The 15,695-nt window shown below is 50.1% G+C and carries 17 protein-coding genes and 1 pseudogene; 9 read left to right on the top strand and 9 right to left on the bottom strand.

Annotation, left to right across the window (positions count from 1 at the left end; translation table 11 throughout):
• Window positions 1-10: 10 nt before the first annotated feature.
• The 3 genes from C1192_RS04005 (at window position 11) to sodC (ending at window position 1,796) form a co-directional block, all read left to right on the top strand.
• On the top strand, window positions 11-250 hold the full coding sequence (locus C1192_RS04005; protein WP_038354338.1) for a DUF1289 domain-containing protein: 240 nt from the start codon (window positions 11-13) through the stop codon (window positions 248-250).
• A gap of 48 nt (window positions 251-298) precedes the next feature.
• Window positions 299-1,195, top strand: a complete 897-nt coding sequence (locus C1192_RS04010; protein ID WP_038354311.1) for an aldo/keto reductase — start codon at window positions 299-301, stop codon at window positions 1,193-1,195.
• 79 nt (window positions 1,196-1,274) lie between these two features.
• Entirely contained in the window at window positions 1,275-1,796 is a 522-nt protein-coding gene (gene sodC / locus C1192_RS04015) for a superoxide dismutase [Cu-Zn] SodC (protein ID WP_000819798.1), read from the top strand.
• Here sodC and C1192_RS04020 read toward each other — a convergent pair.
• The 3 genes and pseudogenes from C1192_RS04020 to C1192_RS04030 form a co-directional block, all read right to left on the bottom strand.
• Window positions 1,793-3,780: pseudogene (locus tag C1192_RS04020) on the bottom strand (FUSC family protein). The gene sodC and the pseudogene C1192_RS04020 sit on opposite strands and share 4 nt — an antisense overlap.
• On the bottom strand, window positions 3,780-4,637 hold the full coding sequence (locus C1192_RS04025) for an efflux RND transporter periplasmic adaptor subunit (RefSeq protein ID WP_038354312.1): 858 nt from the start codon (window positions 4,635-4,637) through the stop codon (window positions 3,780-3,782). The pseudogene C1192_RS04020 and the gene C1192_RS04025 overlap by 1 nt, the downstream one beginning before the upstream one ends.
• 2 nt (window positions 4,638-4,639) lie before the next feature.
• A complete protein-coding gene (locus C1192_RS04030) occupies window positions 4,640-4,876 on the bottom strand; it encodes a DUF1656 domain-containing protein (protein WP_000670973.1) in 237 nt (78 codons plus the stop codon).
• Window positions 4,877-5,076: 200 nt separating this feature from the next.
• Here C1192_RS04030 and slyA point away from each other — a divergent pair, with 200 nt between their 5' ends.
• Complete coding sequence (gene slyA, locus C1192_RS04035) at window positions 5,077-5,511, top strand: transcriptional regulator SlyA (protein ID WP_001516330.1); 435 nt, start codon at window positions 5,077-5,079, stop codon at window positions 5,509-5,511.
• 46 nt (window positions 5,512-5,557) lie between these two features.
• On the opposite strand, the gene slyB is transcribed toward slyA, so the two are convergent.
• Entirely contained in the window at window positions 5,558-6,025 is a 468-nt protein-coding gene (gene slyB, locus C1192_RS04040) for an outer membrane lipoprotein SlyB (RefSeq protein WP_000597202.1), read from the bottom strand.
• Window positions 6,026-6,299: 274 nt separating this feature from the next.
• Here slyB and anmK point away from each other — a divergent pair, with 274 nt between their 5' ends.
• The 5 genes from anmK to pdxY all read left to right on the top strand — a co-directional run bounded on the left by anmK (window position 6,300) and on the right by pdxY (window position 10,874).
• Window positions 6,300-7,421 carry an anhydro-N-acetylmuramic acid kinase gene (gene anmK / locus C1192_RS04045; RefSeq protein WP_038354313.1) on the top strand — a complete coding sequence of 374 codons (1,122 nt, stop codon included), beginning with the start codon at window positions 6,300-6,302 and terminating at the stop codon, window positions 7,419-7,421.
• An 84-nt stretch (window positions 7,422-7,505) separates the two neighbouring features.
• Window positions 7,506-7,835 (top strand): C-type lysozyme inhibitor, encoded by a 330-nt coding sequence (gene mliC / locus C1192_RS04050; protein ID WP_000480882.1) that lies wholly within the window; start codon window positions 7,506-7,508, stop codon window positions 7,833-7,835.
• 58 nt (window positions 7,836-7,893) lie between these two features.
• Window positions 7,894-8,550 carry a pyridoxamine 5'-phosphate oxidase gene (gene pdxH, locus C1192_RS04055; RefSeq protein ID WP_038354314.1) on the top strand — a complete coding sequence of 219 codons (657 nt, stop codon included), beginning with the start codon at window positions 7,894-7,896 and terminating at the stop codon, window positions 8,548-8,550.
• Between the two features lie 128 nt (window positions 8,551-8,678).
• On the top strand, window positions 8,679-9,953 hold the full coding sequence (gene tyrS / locus C1192_RS04060; protein WP_001516333.1) for a tyrosine--tRNA ligase: 1,275 nt from the start codon (window positions 8,679-8,681) through the stop codon (window positions 9,951-9,953).
• Between the two features lie 60 nt (window positions 9,954-10,013).
• Window positions 10,014-10,874 (top strand): pyridoxal kinase PdxY, encoded by an 861-nt coding sequence (gene pdxY, locus C1192_RS04065; protein WP_000789755.1) that lies wholly within the window; start codon window positions 10,014-10,016, stop codon window positions 10,872-10,874.
• Window positions 10,875-10,917: 43 nt separating this feature from the next.
• On the opposite strand, the gene gstA is transcribed toward pdxY, so the two are convergent.
• From gstA to rsxG, 5 genes are all read right to left on the bottom strand, one after another.
• Window positions 10,918-11,523: a glutathione transferase GstA gene (gstA, locus tag C1192_RS04070; RefSeq protein ID WP_000765734.1), complete on the bottom strand. Its 606-nt coding sequence runs from the start codon at window positions 11,521-11,523 to the stop codon at window positions 10,918-10,920.
• Window positions 11,524-11,628: 105 nt separating this feature from the next.
• Window positions 11,629-13,131 carry a dipeptide/tripeptide permease DtpA gene (gene dtpA, locus C1192_RS04075; RefSeq protein WP_000100948.1) on the bottom strand — a complete coding sequence of 501 codons (1,503 nt, stop codon included), beginning with the start codon at window positions 13,129-13,131 and terminating at the stop codon, window positions 11,629-11,631.
• Between the two features lie 609 nt (window positions 13,132-13,740).
• Window positions 13,741-14,376: an endonuclease III gene (gene nth, locus C1192_RS04085; protein WP_001030339.1), complete on the bottom strand. Its 636-nt coding sequence runs from the start codon at window positions 14,374-14,376 to the stop codon at window positions 13,741-13,743.
• Complete coding sequence (gene rsxE, locus C1192_RS04090; RefSeq protein WP_001289639.1) at window positions 14,376-15,071, bottom strand: electron transport complex subunit RsxE; 696 nt, start codon at window positions 15,069-15,071, stop codon at window positions 14,376-14,378. The genes nth and rsxE overlap by 1 nt, the downstream gene beginning before the upstream one ends.
• A 3-nt stretch (window positions 15,072-15,074) precedes the next feature.
• Entirely contained in the window at window positions 15,075-15,695 is a 621-nt protein-coding gene (rsxG, locus tag C1192_RS04095; protein WP_038354315.1) for an electron transport complex subunit RsxG, read from the bottom strand.

Below are 15,695 nucleotides of genomic sequence, written 5' to 3' on the forward strand. Positions count from 1 at the left end.
GGAGGGCGAGGTGGCGGAGCAATTAGAGTTCTTTCCCGTCCAGAGCCCATGCCGGGGAATTTGCCAGTCTGACGAACGCGGATTTTGCCGTGGCTGTTTTCGTAGCCGGGATGAGCGTTTTAACTGGAATAAAATGAGTGATGGTGAAAAACAGGAGGTTCTGCGACTTTGCCGACAACGACTTATGCGTAAATTACGCGCGAACAGGCCAACGTCATCAGACGAACTAGAGCAACCATCACTCTTTTGAGAGCAATCTTGCGTATACTCCTCTCATATCTGATAAGAGGAAGCGATTATGGTTCAGCGTATAACTATTGCGCCGCAAGGCCCGGAGTTTTCCCGTTTTGTGATGGGCTACTGGCGACTGATGGACTGGAATATATCCGCACGCCAGTTAGTTAGTTTTATTGAAGAGCATCTGGATCTCGGTGTGACCACCGTGGATCACGCTGATATTTATGGCGGCTATCAGTGCGAAGCGGCATTTGGCGAGGCGCTGAAACTGGCACCGCATTTGCGTGAACGGATGGAAATTGTCAGCAAATGCGGCATCGCGACGACTGCGCGTGAAGAAAACGTTATTGGTCATTACATCACCGATCGCGACCATATTATTAAAAGTGCCGAACAGTCGCTAATTAATCTCGCGACCGATCATCTGGATTTACTGTTAATCCACCGTCCCGACCCGTTAATGGATGCCGATGAAGTGGCGGATGCGTTTAAACATTTGCATCAGAGCGGCAAAGTGCGCCATTTTGGCGTATCGAACTTCACGCCTGCGCAATTTGCCCTGCTGCAATCGCGTTTGCCATTTACTCTTGCCACTAATCAGGTGGAAATTTCTCCGGTGCATCAGCCGTTGTTGCTGGATGGTACGCTCGATCAACTACAACAACTGCGTATTCGCCCGATGGCCTGGTCTTGTCTTGGCGGTGGCCGTTTATTTAATGATGATTATTTCAGGCCGCTACGTGATGAACTTGCTGTGGTGGCGGAAGAATTAAACGCGGGTTCTATCGAGCAGGTGGTTTATGCCTGGATATTGCGTCTGCCATCGCAGCCGCTGCCGATTATTGGCTCCGGTAAAATTGAGCGTGTGCGTGCCGCCGTTGAAGCGGAATCCCTGAAAATGACACGCCAGCAGTGGTTCCGTATCCGTAAAGCGGCATTAGGTTACGACGTCCCGTAAGCACTTTCGGAATCGCCTCCGTTCAAATATGTGTCACTGGTTTACACTTATTCAGGTATGCACATTGAGCGGAGGTCTTATGAAACGTTTTAGTCTGGCTATTCTGACGCTGGTTGTTGCGACCGGCGCGCAAGCCGCCAGTGAAAAAGTCGAGATGAACCTCGTCACATCACAGGGGATTGGGCAGTCAATTGGCAGCATAACGATTACTGAAACCGATAAAGGTCTGGAATTTTCGCCCGATCTGAAAGCATTACCGCCCGGTGAGCATGGCTTCCATGTTCATGCCAAAGGAAGCTGCCAGCCAGCAACGAAAGATGGCAAAGCTACTGCGGCGCAATCTGCAGGCGGACATCTTGATCCCAAAAATACCGGTAAACATGAAGGGCCAGAAGGTGCAGGGCATTTAGGCGATCTGCCTGCGCTGGTGGTCAACAATGACGGTAAAGCAACCGATGCCGTCATTGCGCCTCGTCTGAAATCACTCGACGAAGTTAAAGACAAGGCGCTGATGATCCACGTTGGCGGCGATAATATGTCCGATCAACCAAAACCGCTGGGCGGCGGCGGTGAACGCTATGCCTGTGGTGTTATTAATTAAGAGGCTAGCGTACCCTGTGGTGGTGCCTGCTCAAGTTGCGAAAGCGAGCAGTACAGTCGCCAGACAATCGCCGCCAGCTCACGGGCAGCGGGTTGATGATGGCGGGCAAGGCTGTCGCAGATTCGCTGTAACTCTTCAAGTGTGGCCGCCAGTGATTTTTGCTGCACGCCACGCTCGCTCATCACTCCTCGCAACAATGAAATACAGTTATCTCGCACCTGCGATAAAGGATCGGAACGTGATTCCCAGTCGCGCAATTGCCAGACAACATGTGAACAGTTCAGCAGCACCACGCCCCAGCGTAATAACCAACGGCGAGCCAGCGCGTCCTGGCTGTTACTCAACTGGCTGACGTGATGATAAGTGAGCGATTCAAATTCGCTTTCACTCAGGGTTGGGTGACGGCTAAGTTGATCGACAAAATCCCGTCGCAGTGCGCGAATATGACGGCGGCTTTTGCGGGCATCGGACCCCGGTCGCAAAATGGCGAATGCTAACCATGCCAGCGCCACGCCAACGATTTTTGCCAGGTTATCGTTAAGAAAATCAGCAAAATCATACACCGGAGGATTAGTGACAGCGATAAACGACCCCATAAATACAATCAGTTGTCCCCACAGCGCGGCCAGTTTTGGCATCTGCAACTTAAGAAGCTGCATTGTCGCCAGTAGCGGGAAGAGAAACAGCAAAAATTGCCACAGATCGCTAATCTGAACCATCAGGCCAAACTTAACCACAAAACTGAATAGCGAAAGTAATACCAGCGTGCGCATCAGTAGCGACAACGACTTAAACGGTGCCGCGACTGCGGAGTAAAGTACGCAACTAATTGCTGCCAGCGTTAATGCATTGGCACCAGCATCCCATTGCGAGGCAATACTCCATGCGCCAATCATCATCAATGTACAAAATGTACGCAGTCCGCTCCACATAGCTTCGGCATTATCGGTATGACGTGCCAGGCCAGATGCGCGAGGGAGCCTGGTATGATCATCTGAGCTGCTTTCCAGGCGATGCAATTCCTGACTACTTTGCAGATAAAGGTGGCAAAAATAACGTAATCGGTGCCAGAAGGCGACGTGCCGGTAGTCGGCTAAGTTGGTTGGGCGTAGCGGGGCAATAATGCGCGCAACGGTGTAAAAATTTGTTTGCGAGTTGGCGAGCACCGTCAGTAACTGTTCGATAATTTCCCGTGTGGCACCGGGCGGTGAGGGCCAGTTGAGCAACATACGTCGCAGGCTGGAGATGACGCTGGTCATACGTAATTGCTGGTGGAGTAGCGCATTCAGGCGTGCATTTTGCTGGCGGAAACGATAGTGGCTCCAGAACGCCTGAATACGCAGCAAATTCATGGTCAGTATTTGCCCAATTACCGATTCATGTGCTGTGCGAATGGCATCGGTCGTTTCGGGCTGCCAAAGCAAACTGGCATGTTCCAGTAAACGAGCATGCATGTTTTTCAGTGCGGTTAAAAGAGCGGTGGCATCAGAACTGCTCGGCAGGATCATCATCATCATGCCGCCGCAAAGAATACCGACAATCACTTCACAAACACGTGCCTGAGCGATATCCCATAGCTGGCTGGCTTCAGTAATATTGACCATCGGAAAGGCGATAATGGCCGCAGTATAGCCCGCCAGTTGAAATGCATAGGCCACATTATTCGTGAAATGCGCGCAGGCCCAGGTACAAAAGCCAAGCCACGCAGACATGCTCAACAGAAAAAACCACGGCTCGTTGAGAGTATGTCCGGCAAGAATCAGTGCCGCGATAGCTCCGAGCAAACTGCCAGCAATACGTCCCATGCTTTTGCTGATGACACCGCCGCCGAGGTCATTGCCCAGTAAGGTTCATCAAGATTTAAATAATAGGCAACCGTCAGCGCCAGACACATGGCAATGGTGTTGCGTAACGCATAACGCCATTGCGCCAGCGTGGCTCTGAACCAGGGGAAATTGTGCAGCGACCATGGCGGTACGTTCATTACGGGCCTACAGCGATACTACAGGTGGTGCCGGATACCAGCGTGACATCGCCGGGGACGTTATCGAGAGCAAAACGAACAGGAACACGTTGGGCGAGACGAACCCAGGGAACGTTAGGTTTAACGTCGGGAATCAGGCTGGAATCATTTTCCACACTCTGATCATAAATCGCCCGACCAATACTGGAAACGTGACCCTGTAACGTTTTATTGTCGCTGTAGAGTGTAATTTGTGCTGGCGCACCGCCCCGGATATGGCGCAATTTGGTTTCTTCAAAATAACCAATGGCGTAAAACGAGTGGCTGTCCACCAGAGCAAACAGTGGTTTTCCGGTGTCGGCGTAGTCACCGATGCGGGTGGTGAGATTAGTGACCCATCCACTCACCGGGGCGCGAATTTCCGTTTGCGCCAGTTGCCATTGTGCCTGTTTCAGCGTTGCTTGTGCGGCATCGACACTTGCCTGCATCGCTTTAACATTGAGGTTAGCGGTATCCAGCTCTTCGGCAGAGATAAAGTTTTGTGAGAGATGGCGGCGACGGTTAGCTTCATTATTGGCTTTGGCGAGGTCAGATTGCGCTTTTGCCAACTGAGCTTGGGCATTAAGCACAGCAATCTGAAAGGGCGTTTTATCGATAGAGAACAGAATATCACCCGCGTTAACCAAGTGGTTGTCTTTTATATTCAGCTCAACAATACGTCCAGACACCTGTGGCGTGATAGAAACCTGTTCTGCGCGTATTTTTCCGTCGCGTGTCCAGGGGGACTGCATGTAGTAGTTCCATAGCCACCATCCGGCAAGAACTGCAAAAACCGCTACAATAATTGTTGAGAAATATTTAATGGTTTTAATTGACATAGTTACCACGCAATCAGTATTGCCAAGGCAAAGCAAACGCAAATCGCAAACAGCGACAAATCCATTAACAAGGGATGCCAGATGTCTCCGGCGTAGATTTTGTCGCGAAGCAGGCGGTGTATAACGAGCCAGATGACAAATCCAAGCGCGAACGCTTTGAAAAACGGAGGAAAGTAGATGGATGCACCGAACACCAGATCTTGTAAGGGTAATCCTGTTGCACTATGCATAAACTTCACAAAATAGATTCCTTTACGGCTGAATATATTGCTTTAGATTAATAAATATTCTTTATGTGCGAGAAAGTTACTCGCTATTTCTGAAAAGCATGTCTGATGGTAAGCAAATGCAGCAATACATTTGTTTTAGCAATACAATTGCTGCACACTATTCTAAAAGCTGTATAATATCTTAGCAAGCTAATTATAAGGAGATGAAATTGGAATCGCCACTAGGTTCTGATCTGGCACGGTTGGTGCGCATATGGCGTGCTCTGATAGACCATCGCCTGAAACCGCTGGAGTTAACGCAAACCCATTGGGTAACGTTGCACAATATCCATCAGTTACCTCCAGACCAGTCGCAAATTCAACTGGCAAAAGCGATCGGCATTGAGCAGCCTTCACTGGTTCGTACGTTGGACCAACTGGAAGAAAAAGGGTTAATTTCGCGTCAAACTTGTGCCAGTGATCGTCGGGCCAAACGCATTAAACTGACGGAAAAGGCGGAGCCGCTGATTAGCGAAATGGAAGCTGTGATTAACAAAACCCGGGCGGAAATTTTGCATGGGATTTCCGCAGAGGAGCTGGAACAATTGATTAAGCTCATTGTAAAAATTGAGCATAACATCATAGAGTTACAGGCCAAAGGGTGAAATGAAGGAGGCGTGTGGCCAGTTACCTGACCACACGTTAACGTGTTTAGCGCGGGGAAACAGTCACCTGGCTGCCGTTGCTGGCCAGAATGACACGTTGTCCCGGAGAGAAGTGGGTATTGCCCTGTTTCTGTACCACCATGATGGTGTTGCCATCATCTTTACGAATTTCCAACTCCACACCCTGGGTTTTGTTTATTGCGCTCTGCACGCCCTGACCGGCTACACCGCCTGCGATAGCACCTGCCGCGGTAGCCAGAGAACGCCCGGTTCCGCCGCCAACGGTATTTCCAAGGAAGCCACCGAGAACCGCACCGCCAATTGCGCCGATAACGTTGGAATCATCACCGCCCTGAATTTGTACCTGTCGTACATTAACGATTGTGCCATAGCTGACATTCTGCACTTGCTTCGCTTCAGAGGCGGTATAGACATCACCAGAAAGGGTATCGTTGTTGACACAACCGACAAGAGACAGACCGACCATTGATACAACCAGTACGCGCTTAATCATTGAAAAATCTCCTGATTACCATGAAACGCCTCACAAGCATCCCTCATGGCCAAAGTAAATGGCATTGGTATAACTATGATTACATGTTCCACTAAAACATGACGGAATCATAATTAGAATACGGTTAACCAAGTATAAACAAAACATTCATAGTAGTTATTGATATAAATATAATATTTTCCTACCAACGGTAAAAATCGGCACTCATGCATGGAATTCGCGAGAGGTTTGTGTTTGAGTGGAGCGCAAACGTCAGGTTGAAAAAGGATGAACTATGAAATCAGGCCGCTTTATTGGCGTAATGTCAGGCACTAGTCTGGATGGTGTCGATGTTGTGCTGGCGACAATCGATGAACACAGGGTGGCGCAGTTGGCAAGTTTGAGTTGGCCGATCCCTCCATCACTTAAACAAGCGGTGCTGGATATTTGCCAGGGGCAGCAGCTTACACTTTCGCAGTTTGGTCAACTGGATACTCAACTTGGTCGCCTGTTTGCCGATGCCGTTAACGCATTGCTCAAAGAAGAAAATTTGCAGCCGAAAGATATCGTTGCTATTGGTTGTCACGGTCAGACTGTATGGCACGAACCCACGGGCGTCGCGCCGCATACTCTACAGATTGGGGATAACAACCAAATTGTGGCGCGCACTGGAATTACTGTCGTCGGGGATTTTCGCCGTCGCGATATCGCCCTGGGTGGACAGGGCGCACCGCTGGTGCCAGCGTTTCATCATGCATTGCTGGCTCATCCTACTGAGCGGCGTATGGTGCTCAACATTGGTGGTATTGCCAATTTGTCACTGCTCATTCCTGGGCAACCGGTGGGTGGCTACGATACCGGACCGGGTAACATGCTGATGGATGCGTGGATCTGGCGTCAGGCGGGTAAACCTTACGATAAAGACGCTGGATGGGCACGCGCGGGCAGGGTCATTCTCCCTCTGCTGCAAAATATGCTTAGTGATGCGTATTTTTCCCAGCCTGCGCCAAAAAGCACCGGGCGTGAATACTTTAACTACGGTTGGCTGGAGCGTCACCTGCGTCAATTCCCGGGCGTTGATGCGCGCGATGTCCAGGCGACGCTGGTGGAACTGACAGCAGTGACCATTTCTGAACAGGTGTTATTGAGTGGTGGTTGTGATCGTTTGATGGTATGTGGTGGCGGAAGCCGTAATCCATTAGTGATGACGCGACTTGCTGCCTTGCTGCCAGGAACGGAAGTGACCACCACTGATGCTGTCGGCATTAGCGGTGATGACATGGAAGCATTGGCCTTCGCCTGGCTTGCCTGGCGGACGCTGGCGGGGCTGCCTGGCAATCTGCCCTCGGTCACTGGCGCAAGCGAGGCGACGGTATTGGGCGCAATTTTTCCCGCAAACCCGCGATATCAGAGTTAACTGAATTTTTCCTACTGCTTCTGCCGTTACACTTGGATGTTGAGGAGAGCGTTTTGCTCTCCGGACCAGGAAAGTCTTCGGGATATGTTTATGAAAAAACTGTTACTGATCTGTTTACCGGTGCTTCTCACCGGCTGTAGCGCGTTCAATCAACTGGTTGAGCGCATGCAAACCGATACGCTGGAATACCAGTGTGATGAAAAACCGTTGACGGTAAAACTGAATAATCCACGTCAGGAAGTCAGTTTTGTCTACGACAATCAATTACTGCACCTTAAACAGGGCATTTCAGCATCAGGCGCGCGTTATACCGACGGTATCTACGTTTTCTGGTCGAAAGGCAATGAGGCGACGGTCTATAAGCGTGACCGCATTGTATTGAATAACTGTCAGTTACAAAATCCACAGCGTTGAGATTTTTCCAGGGGCGGCGCACAATAGCGTCACCCACTGACAATCCGTAAAGAAAACCATGTCTGATAACGACGAATTGCAGCAAATCGCGCATCTGCGGCGTGAATACACCAAAGGCGGTTTACGCCGCCGCGATCTTCCCGCCGATCCATTAACCCTTTTCGAACGCTGGCTCTCCCAGGCGTGTGAAGCTAAGTTGGCTGATCCTACAGCGATGGTCGTCGCGACCGTTGATGAACATGGTCAGCCTTATCAGCGCATCGTTTTACTCAAACATTACGACGAAAAAGGTATGGTGTTTTACACTAACCTTGGCAGTCGCAAAGCGCATCAAATCGAACAAAATCCGCGCGTTAGCCTGCTTTTCCCCTGGCATACTCTTGAGCGCCAGGTGATGGTTATCGGTAAAGCGGAACGTCTTTCGACTCTCGAAGTGATGAAATATTTTCATAGCCGTCCCCGTGACAGCCAGATTGGCGCGTGGGTATCGAAGCAGTCCAGCCGTATTTCCGCGCGCGGGATCCTTGAGAGTAAATTCCTTGAGCTGAAGCAGAAGTTTCAGCAGGGTGAAGTCCCTTTACCGAGTTTCTGGGGCGGTTTCCGCGTCAGTCTTGAGCAGGTTGAGTTCTGGCTGGGTGGTGAGCATCGTCTGCATGACCGCTTTTTGTACCAGCGTGAAAATGAGGCGTGGAAAATCGATCGTCTCGCACCCTGAAAAGATGCAAAAATCTTGCTTTAATCGCTGGCACTCCTGATTCCGGCACTTTATTCTATGTCTCTTTCGCATCTGGCGAAAAGTCGTGTACCGGCAAAGGTGCAGTCGTTATATACATGGAGATTTTGATGGCAAGCAGTAACTTGATTAAACAATTGCAAGAGCGGGGGCTGGTGGCCCAGGTGACGGACGAAGAAGCGTTAGCAGAGCGACTGGCGCAAGGCCCGATCGCGCTCTATTGCGGCTTCGATCCTACCGCTGACAGCTTGCATTTGGGGCATCTTGTTCCATTGTTATGCCTGAAACGCTTCCAGCAAGCGGGCCACAAGCCGGTTGCGCTGGTAGGCGGCGCGACGGGTCTGATTGGCGACCCGAGCTTCAAAGCTGCCGAGCGTAAGCTGAACACCGAAGAAACTGTTCAGGAGTGGGTGGACAAAATCCGCAAGCAGGTTGCCCCGTTCCTCGATTTCGACTGTGGAGAAAATTCTGCTATCGCCGCGAACAACTATGACTGGTTCGGCAATATGAACGTGCTGACCTTCCTGCGCGATATCGGTAAGCACTTCTCCGTTAACCAGATGATCAACAAAGAAGCGGTTAAGCAGCGTCTCAACCGTGAAGATCAAGGTATTTCGTTCACCGAGTTTTCTTATAACCTGTTGCAGGGCTATGACTTCGCCTGCCTGAATAAACAGTATGGTGTGACGTTGCAGATTGGCGGTTCTGACCAGTGGGGGAACATCACCTCTGGTATCGATCTGACTCGCCGTCTGCATCAGAATCAGGTGTTTGGCCTGACCGTTCCTTTGATCACCAAGGCTGACGGCACTAAGTTTGGTAAAACTGAAGGCGGAGCCGTATGGCTGGATCCGAAGAAAACCAGTCCGTACAAGTTCTACCAGTTCTGGATCAATACCGCTGATGCCGACGTTTACCGCTTCCTGAAGTTCTTCACCTTCATGAGCATTGAAGAGATCAATGCCCTCGAAGAGGAAGATAAGAACAGTGGTAAAGCACCACGCGCCCAGTATGTACTGGCGGAGCAGGTGACGCGTCTGGTTCACGGTGAAGAGGGTTTGCAAGCCGCGAAACGTATTACCGAATGCCTGTTCAGCGGTTCTTTGAGTGCGCTTAGTGAAGCGGACTTCGAACAGCTAGCGCAGGACGGCGTACCGATGGTTGAGATGGAAAAAGGCGCTGATCTGATGCAGGCACTGGTCGATTCTGAGCTCCAACCGTCCCGTGGTCAGGCGCGTAAAACTATCGCGTCCAATGCCATCACCATTAACGGTGAAAAACAGTCCGATCCTGAATACTTCTTTAAAGAAGAAGATCGTCTGTTTGGTCGTTATACCTTACTGCGTCGTGGCAAAAAGAATTACTGTCTGATTTGCTGGAAATAATGCACTAAGTGGAAAAGGGGAGTGAGAAATCACTCCCTTGGTTTTTATACAGGGAACACGATGAAAAATATTCTCGCTATCCAGTCTCACGTTGTCTATGGTCATGCGGGTAACAGTGCGGCAGAGTTTCCGATGCGCCGCCTGGGCGCGAATGTCTGGCCGTTGAATACCGTTCAATTTTCTAATCACACCCAATACGGCAAATGGACTGGCTGCGTAATGCCGCCCAGCCATTTAACCGAAATTGTTCAGGGCATTGCCGCCATCGATAAATTACATACCTGTGATGCTGTACTCAGTGGTTATCTGGGGTCGGCGGAGCAGGGGGAACATATCCTCGGTATTGTCCGTCAGGTGAAAGCGGCGAATCCACAGGCGAAATATTTTTGCGATCCGGTAATGGGGCATCCTGAAAAAGGTTGCATCGTCGCGCCGGGTGTGGCGGAGTTTCATGTGCGTCACGGTCTGCCTGCCAGCGATATCATCGCGCCGAATCTGGTGGAGCTGGAAATCCTCTGTGAGCATCCGGTACATACCGTCGAAGAAGCCGTTAAAGCTGCGCGCGAACTCATTACGCAAGGGCCACAAATTGTGTTGGTTAAACACCTGGCGCGTGCGGGTTACAGCCGCGATCGTTTTGAAATGCTGCTGGTTACTGCCGATGAAGCCTGGCATATCAGCCGTCCGCTGGTAGATTTTGGTATGCGTCAGCCGGTCGGTGTTGGTGATGTGACGAGCGGTTTACTGTTGGTGAAACTGTTGCAGGGCGCAACGTTGCAACAGGCGCTGGAACATGTGACTGCCGCAGTATACGAAATTATGGTGACCACCAAAGCAATGCAGGAATATGAGCTGCAGGTGGTTGCAGCACAAGATCGTATAGCCAAACCGGAACATTATTTCAGCGCAACGAAACTCTGAAATACCTCTTTTCGGCCCACAGTTTCCTGTGGGCCGATGACTATTACTGCAATCCTTCCGCCGTCAACGCAGCTTTCACCGCCGGACGTTCAGCCATACGTTGCATAAATGCCGCAATGTGCTCTAAACCCTCCAGATTCAGTTTCACCGCGTATGCCCAGCGCAGAACCGTAAACAGGTAGGCATCAGCAATAGTAAAACGTTGCCCACAGATCCAGTGCTCATCTTTCAGCGCGTCGTTAACATACTGCAGTTTTTTCTCCAGTTGTGCGCGCGCAATCGGTTTGAACTCTTCTGGTGTAGCCGGGTGAAACAGCGGGGTAAAGCCTTTATGTAGTTCGGTGGCAATATAGTTCAGCCATTCGATGGTTTTATAGCGCGAAATACTATTTACCGGAGCCAGTAATTGACGGTCGGGTACGCTATCGGCAAGGTATTGCATAATCGCCACGCCTTCTGTCAGTAGCGTGGCATCATCGAGCAGTAACGCAGGAACCTGTCCCTTAGGGTTAATGGCAAAGTAATCATCACCATTTTCGAGGCGTTTTTTCATCAAATCCACACTGACGAGCGTAAAATCCTTTCCGCTCTCACGCAGGGTGATATGGGAAGCAAGAGAGCAGGCGCCCGGTTTATAGAACAGTTTCATCGGTAACTCCTTTTGGCTGTGGTTTAAAGAATGGTAGTGCGTTGTTGAATAAAAAAAAAGCCGCTAACGAAAAGTTAGCGGCTTGTAAAAGAGTTTCCCTGAAATTTATGCTACGGCAGCTTTCGCTGCTTTGTCTGCAGCATCGTCCTGAGTCATGCGATGCAGTTTCGGTGCGGTCAGCAGCATCAGCACTGCGATAACGGCAGTGGCGACACCAATCTGCAAGAACACGCGGCCATACACATCCAGCGACATCAGCGGATCGGTTACGTTATCCGGAACAGCCATCATGCCCGCAACATAACCACCAATCAGGTTTGCACCGGCAGTGGTCAGGAACCAGCTACCCATAATGAAGCCCATCAGACGCTGAGGAACGAGCTGAGCAACCATTGCCAGACCCAGACCGGAGATCATCAGTTCACCGATACTCTGCAGGCCATAGCTTGCTACCAGCCAGCCTACAGAAACGATACCGGCGTCAGAAGCAAATTTCGCGCCCACTGGCAGGATCAGGAATGCGCCAGAACACATCACCATACCGATTGCAAATTTGGTCGGCATCGGCAGAGTGTCGCCCATCTTGTTATAGATAGCGGCCAGAATCGGGCTACCAATGATGATCCAGAATGGGTTCAGCGCCTGATACTGTTCAGGTTCAACCGCCATCCCCAGAATGGAGTGTTCAACGTTACGAATCGCAAAGAAGTTCAGCGACGTCGGCATCTGGCTGTACAGCACGAAGAAGATGATTGCTTCAAGCATCAGAATGAAGGCAACGATCATTTTACGACGCGCAGCACCTTTCATGGCGAACGCTTCTTTACCGAAGATAACAACGATACCGAAGGCAACAACGCCCAGCGCCATACGCGCAACTTCCTGGTTGTGCAGCAGCCAGGTTGCAACCGCGATCAGTGCCACAACGCCAATAATGGTCAGCAGCAGGTTACGGTAGTTGACTGGTTCAAAGTCAGGTTTCGAACCGTACTGTTTAACCCAGCGCTGGCAGAAGGCAAAGTTAACAATGGTGATCAACAGACCGACTACGCTAAGCGCAAACGCGACGCTCCAGCCGTATTTAACCGCCAGCCACGGGGTTGCAATCATAGAGAAGAAAGAACCGATGTTGACGGACATGTAGTACATGGTAAATGCACCGTCCAGACGCGGGTCGTTTTTCTCATAGCAAGTCGAGAGCAGCGAAGACGGGTTGGCTTTAAACAGGCCGTTACCGACAGCAATTGCCGCCATACCCATATAGACGATACCTGCGTCGTGACCAGACCACGCAACCAGCGCATAGCCAATCGCCAGCACGATAGCGCCAAGCATAATGACGCGTTTAGTACCCAGTACCTTGTCACCTAACCAGCCGCCGATAGCGACCAGACCATAAACCAGGGCACTAAAGGAAGAGAAAAGTGTGATTGAATCCGCTTCAGACATACCCAGTTGTTTAACCAGGTAGACAGCCATAATTCCTTGTAGGCCGTAATAACCAAAACGTTCCCATAACTCAATCGAGAAGATGAGATAGAACGCCTTCGGTTGTTTGAAAGCGTTCAAACTAACGCTTTCTGTTGGTTTTTGGTTTGCAGTGGACACTTTTACCTCTTTTTTTACATCCCATATTAACGGGGGTGCATTCTCGCGTGATGTCTAAAAAACATACGCGCAATTGTTATAGTGGGAGGGGAAACGGCAGGTAATGTTCACTATCTTGCACTTTCAGACAAGTCCTTTGTAATAATCTGTTACATATAACTAGCCTGGAGAATTCATCGGTTTTGGGAAATGTTATCCAGCGTTAAATTTTTCAAAAAACGTAACGGCAGATTTTTTCACTACTGGAGCCGGGTAATAATTCCTCTTTGGCGATATGTTCTGCTATAAGGTGTTTCATGTAGTGGGATAGTCCATTATCTGAAAAATAGCCAGTGTAATGTTTTGTAGGTTTCAGGTCGGATTGAATCAATGCTTTGTCAAATTTAACTTTTGAGGTGCATTATTTTTACATTTGCGTATCAGTGTGATTTCGATCACAAATGAATAGAAAATTTCGCTATTAAAAAAACAATTAACCTGCATTTTTGGTTATTCACAAACGGATTGCCTAATGATGCCGCAGCGAGGCGGCATCATTAACGTTAGAAAGTTGTTTTTGAAGAGGATGAGTAGCGGTAATGGATGAAGAAACGGCAGTACCTGTTTGTGTCAGATGTCAACTTTCTCTTTGTATTCACAAAGATCTTCAATAATGCAGGAGCCACAGCGCGGTTTGCGGGCAATGCAGGTATAACGCCCGTGAAGGATTAACCAGTGATGGCAGTCGACTTTAAATTCTGCAGGAACTACTTTTAGCAGTTTTTCCTCAACTTGTTCGACGTTTTTCCCGGGAGCAAATTGGGTGCGGTTGCAGACACGGAAAATGTGGGTATCTACAGCAATGGTCGGCCAGCCGAAAGCGGTATTCAACACCACGTTAGCTGTTTTGCGTCCAACGCCGGGCAATGCTTCCAGCGCAGCGCGATCTTCCGGAACTTCGCCATTATGCTGCTCCAGTAAGATACGGCAGGTCTTGATGATATTTTCCGCTTTGCTGTTATATAACCCAATGGTTTTGATATACGTTTTCACGCCTTCAACACCCAGTTCGAGCATCGCGGCAGGCGTATTGGCTACCGGGTAGAGCTTCGCTGTTGCTTTATTAACGCTGACATCAGTGGCCTGGGCAGAAAGTAGTACAGCAATCAGCAATTCAAAAGGCGAACTGAAATTAAGCTCGGTTGTGGGATGAGGATTGTTCTCACGCAGGCGGGTGAGGATCTCCAGTCGTTTTGCTTTGTTCATCAGACATTCCCTGTTTCACCGTTTTGCAACTCGCGTTCAGCGGCTGCTTCAGTGCGGCGCTTTTTCATTTTTTCATCAATCAGGTATTTTCCTGCCAGCATCAGTCCCAGCCCAATAAATGCCCCTGGTGGTAACATTGCGAGCAGGAAAGGGGAATCAGTGTGGAAGATCTCCACGCGCAATACTTTTGCCCAGTTACCCAACAGCGCATCGGCACCGTCAAATAACGTTCCGTTGCCGATAATTTCGCGCAGTGAACCCAGCACGAACATTGCGCAGGTTGCACCCATGCCAATCGAAAATCCGTCCAGCGCCGAAAGCGCCGGACCTTTTTTTGCAGCGAAGGCTTCAGCGCGACCAACAACGATACAGTTAGTGACAATCAGCGGAATAAAAATTCCTAACGATTGATACAGACCAAAGGCGTAGGCGTTGATCAGCATTTGTACGGCACTGACCACCGAGGCGATGATCATCACGTAAATAGGGATACGGATCTCGGCTGGCGTCCAGTGACGCAGCGTCGAGATAGTCAGGTTGGTGAGAGTCAACACCAGCGTAGTCGCAAGCCCTAAACCCAGTGCGTTGGTGGCAGTTGACGTGACTGCCAGCAGCGGGCAGAGACCGAGCAACTGAACCAGTGCGGAGTTGTTCTTCCATAACCCCTGAACAATAACGTCTTTAATTTCGCTCACGGTCTATTCTCCACAGGCAGGAAGTTGAGAAAGTTGTTCTGGTAACGTTTGGGCGTACAACCCGGCGCGTTTTACCGCATTCACCACCGCGCGAGGCGTAATGGTCGCGCCGGTGAACTGGTCGAAATCACCGCCATCTTTCTTTACCGCCCAGTGAGCGTCATTTGCGGTGCTGATTTTTTTACCCGCAAAATGAGTGATCCAGTCAGAGAGGCGCAGTTCGATTTTATCGCCAAGCCCTGGCGTTTCGTGATGTTCTGTCACGCGTGTGCCAAGTACAGTGCCGTTAAAATCGGCTCCGACCAGTAGCTGAATCGCGCCTGAATAGCCATCCGGCGCGGTCGCTTCCAGAACGGCAGCTACCGGCTGGTCATCCTGTTTAGCGATGTAAACCCGATGTTCACCTTTACCCAGCTCAGGCGCATTCACTAAATAGCAACTTTGTGCCAGCTCATTGTTATAGCGTTCGGCTGGCAACACCTGATCAAATAACGTCTTTTGTTGCAGGCTGGCCTGTTCAGCAATTGTCGTTTTGGTCATCTGGTTGATGGCCGCCGTTAAACCTGTTGAACCGGCGGCAAACAGTGCCAGCGTAATACCGTGTTTTCGGATAGTTTTCAGCAT

Origin of the sequence: Escherichia marmotae (genome assembly GCF_002900365.1) — a bacterium.
Lineage (GTDB): Bacteria > Pseudomonadota > Gammaproteobacteria > Enterobacterales > Enterobacteriaceae > Escherichia > Escherichia marmotae.

Excerpts from the sequence above, each read along its gene's own strand:
- C1192_RS04010 (WP_038354311.1), top strand. The coding sequence starts at position 299 with ATGGTTCAGCGTATAACTATTGCGCCGCAAGGCCCGGAGTTTTCCCGT.
- sodC (WP_000819798.1), top strand. The coding sequence starts at position 1,275 with ATGAAACGTTTTAGTCTGGCTATTCTGACGCTGGTTGTTGCGACCGGC.
- C1192_RS04025 (WP_038354312.1), bottom strand. The coding sequence starts at position 4,637 with ATGTCAATTAAAACCATTAAATATTTCTCAACAATTATTGTAGCGGTT.
- slyB (WP_000597202.1), bottom strand. The coding sequence starts at position 6,025 with ATGATTAAGCGCGTACTGGTTGTATCAATGGTCGGTCTGTCTCTTGTC.
- anmK (WP_038354313.1), top strand. The coding sequence starts at position 6,300 with ATGAAATCAGGCCGCTTTATTGGCGTAATGTCAGGCACTAGTCTGGAT.
- mliC (WP_000480882.1), top strand. The coding sequence starts at position 7,506 with ATGTTTATGAAAAAACTGTTACTGATCTGTTTACCGGTGCTTCTCACC.
- pdxH (WP_038354314.1), top strand. The coding sequence starts at position 7,894 with ATGTCTGATAACGACGAATTGCAGCAAATCGCGCATCTGCGGCGTGAA.
- tyrS (WP_001516333.1), top strand. The coding sequence starts at position 8,679 with ATGGCAAGCAGTAACTTGATTAAACAATTGCAAGAGCGGGGGCTGGTG.
- pdxY (WP_000789755.1), top strand. The coding sequence starts at position 10,014 with ATGAAAAATATTCTCGCTATCCAGTCTCACGTTGTCTATGGTCATGCG.
- gstA (WP_000765734.1), bottom strand. The coding sequence starts at position 11,523 with ATGAAACTGTTCTATAAACCGGGCGCCTGCTCTCTTGCTTCCCATATC.
- nth (WP_001030339.1), bottom strand. The coding sequence starts at position 14,376 with ATGAACAAAGCAAAACGACTGGAGATCCTCACCCGCCTGCGTGAGAAC.
- rsxG (WP_038354315.1), bottom strand. The coding sequence starts at position 15,695 with ATGCTGAAAACTATCCGAAAACACGGTATTACGCTGGCACTGTTTGCC.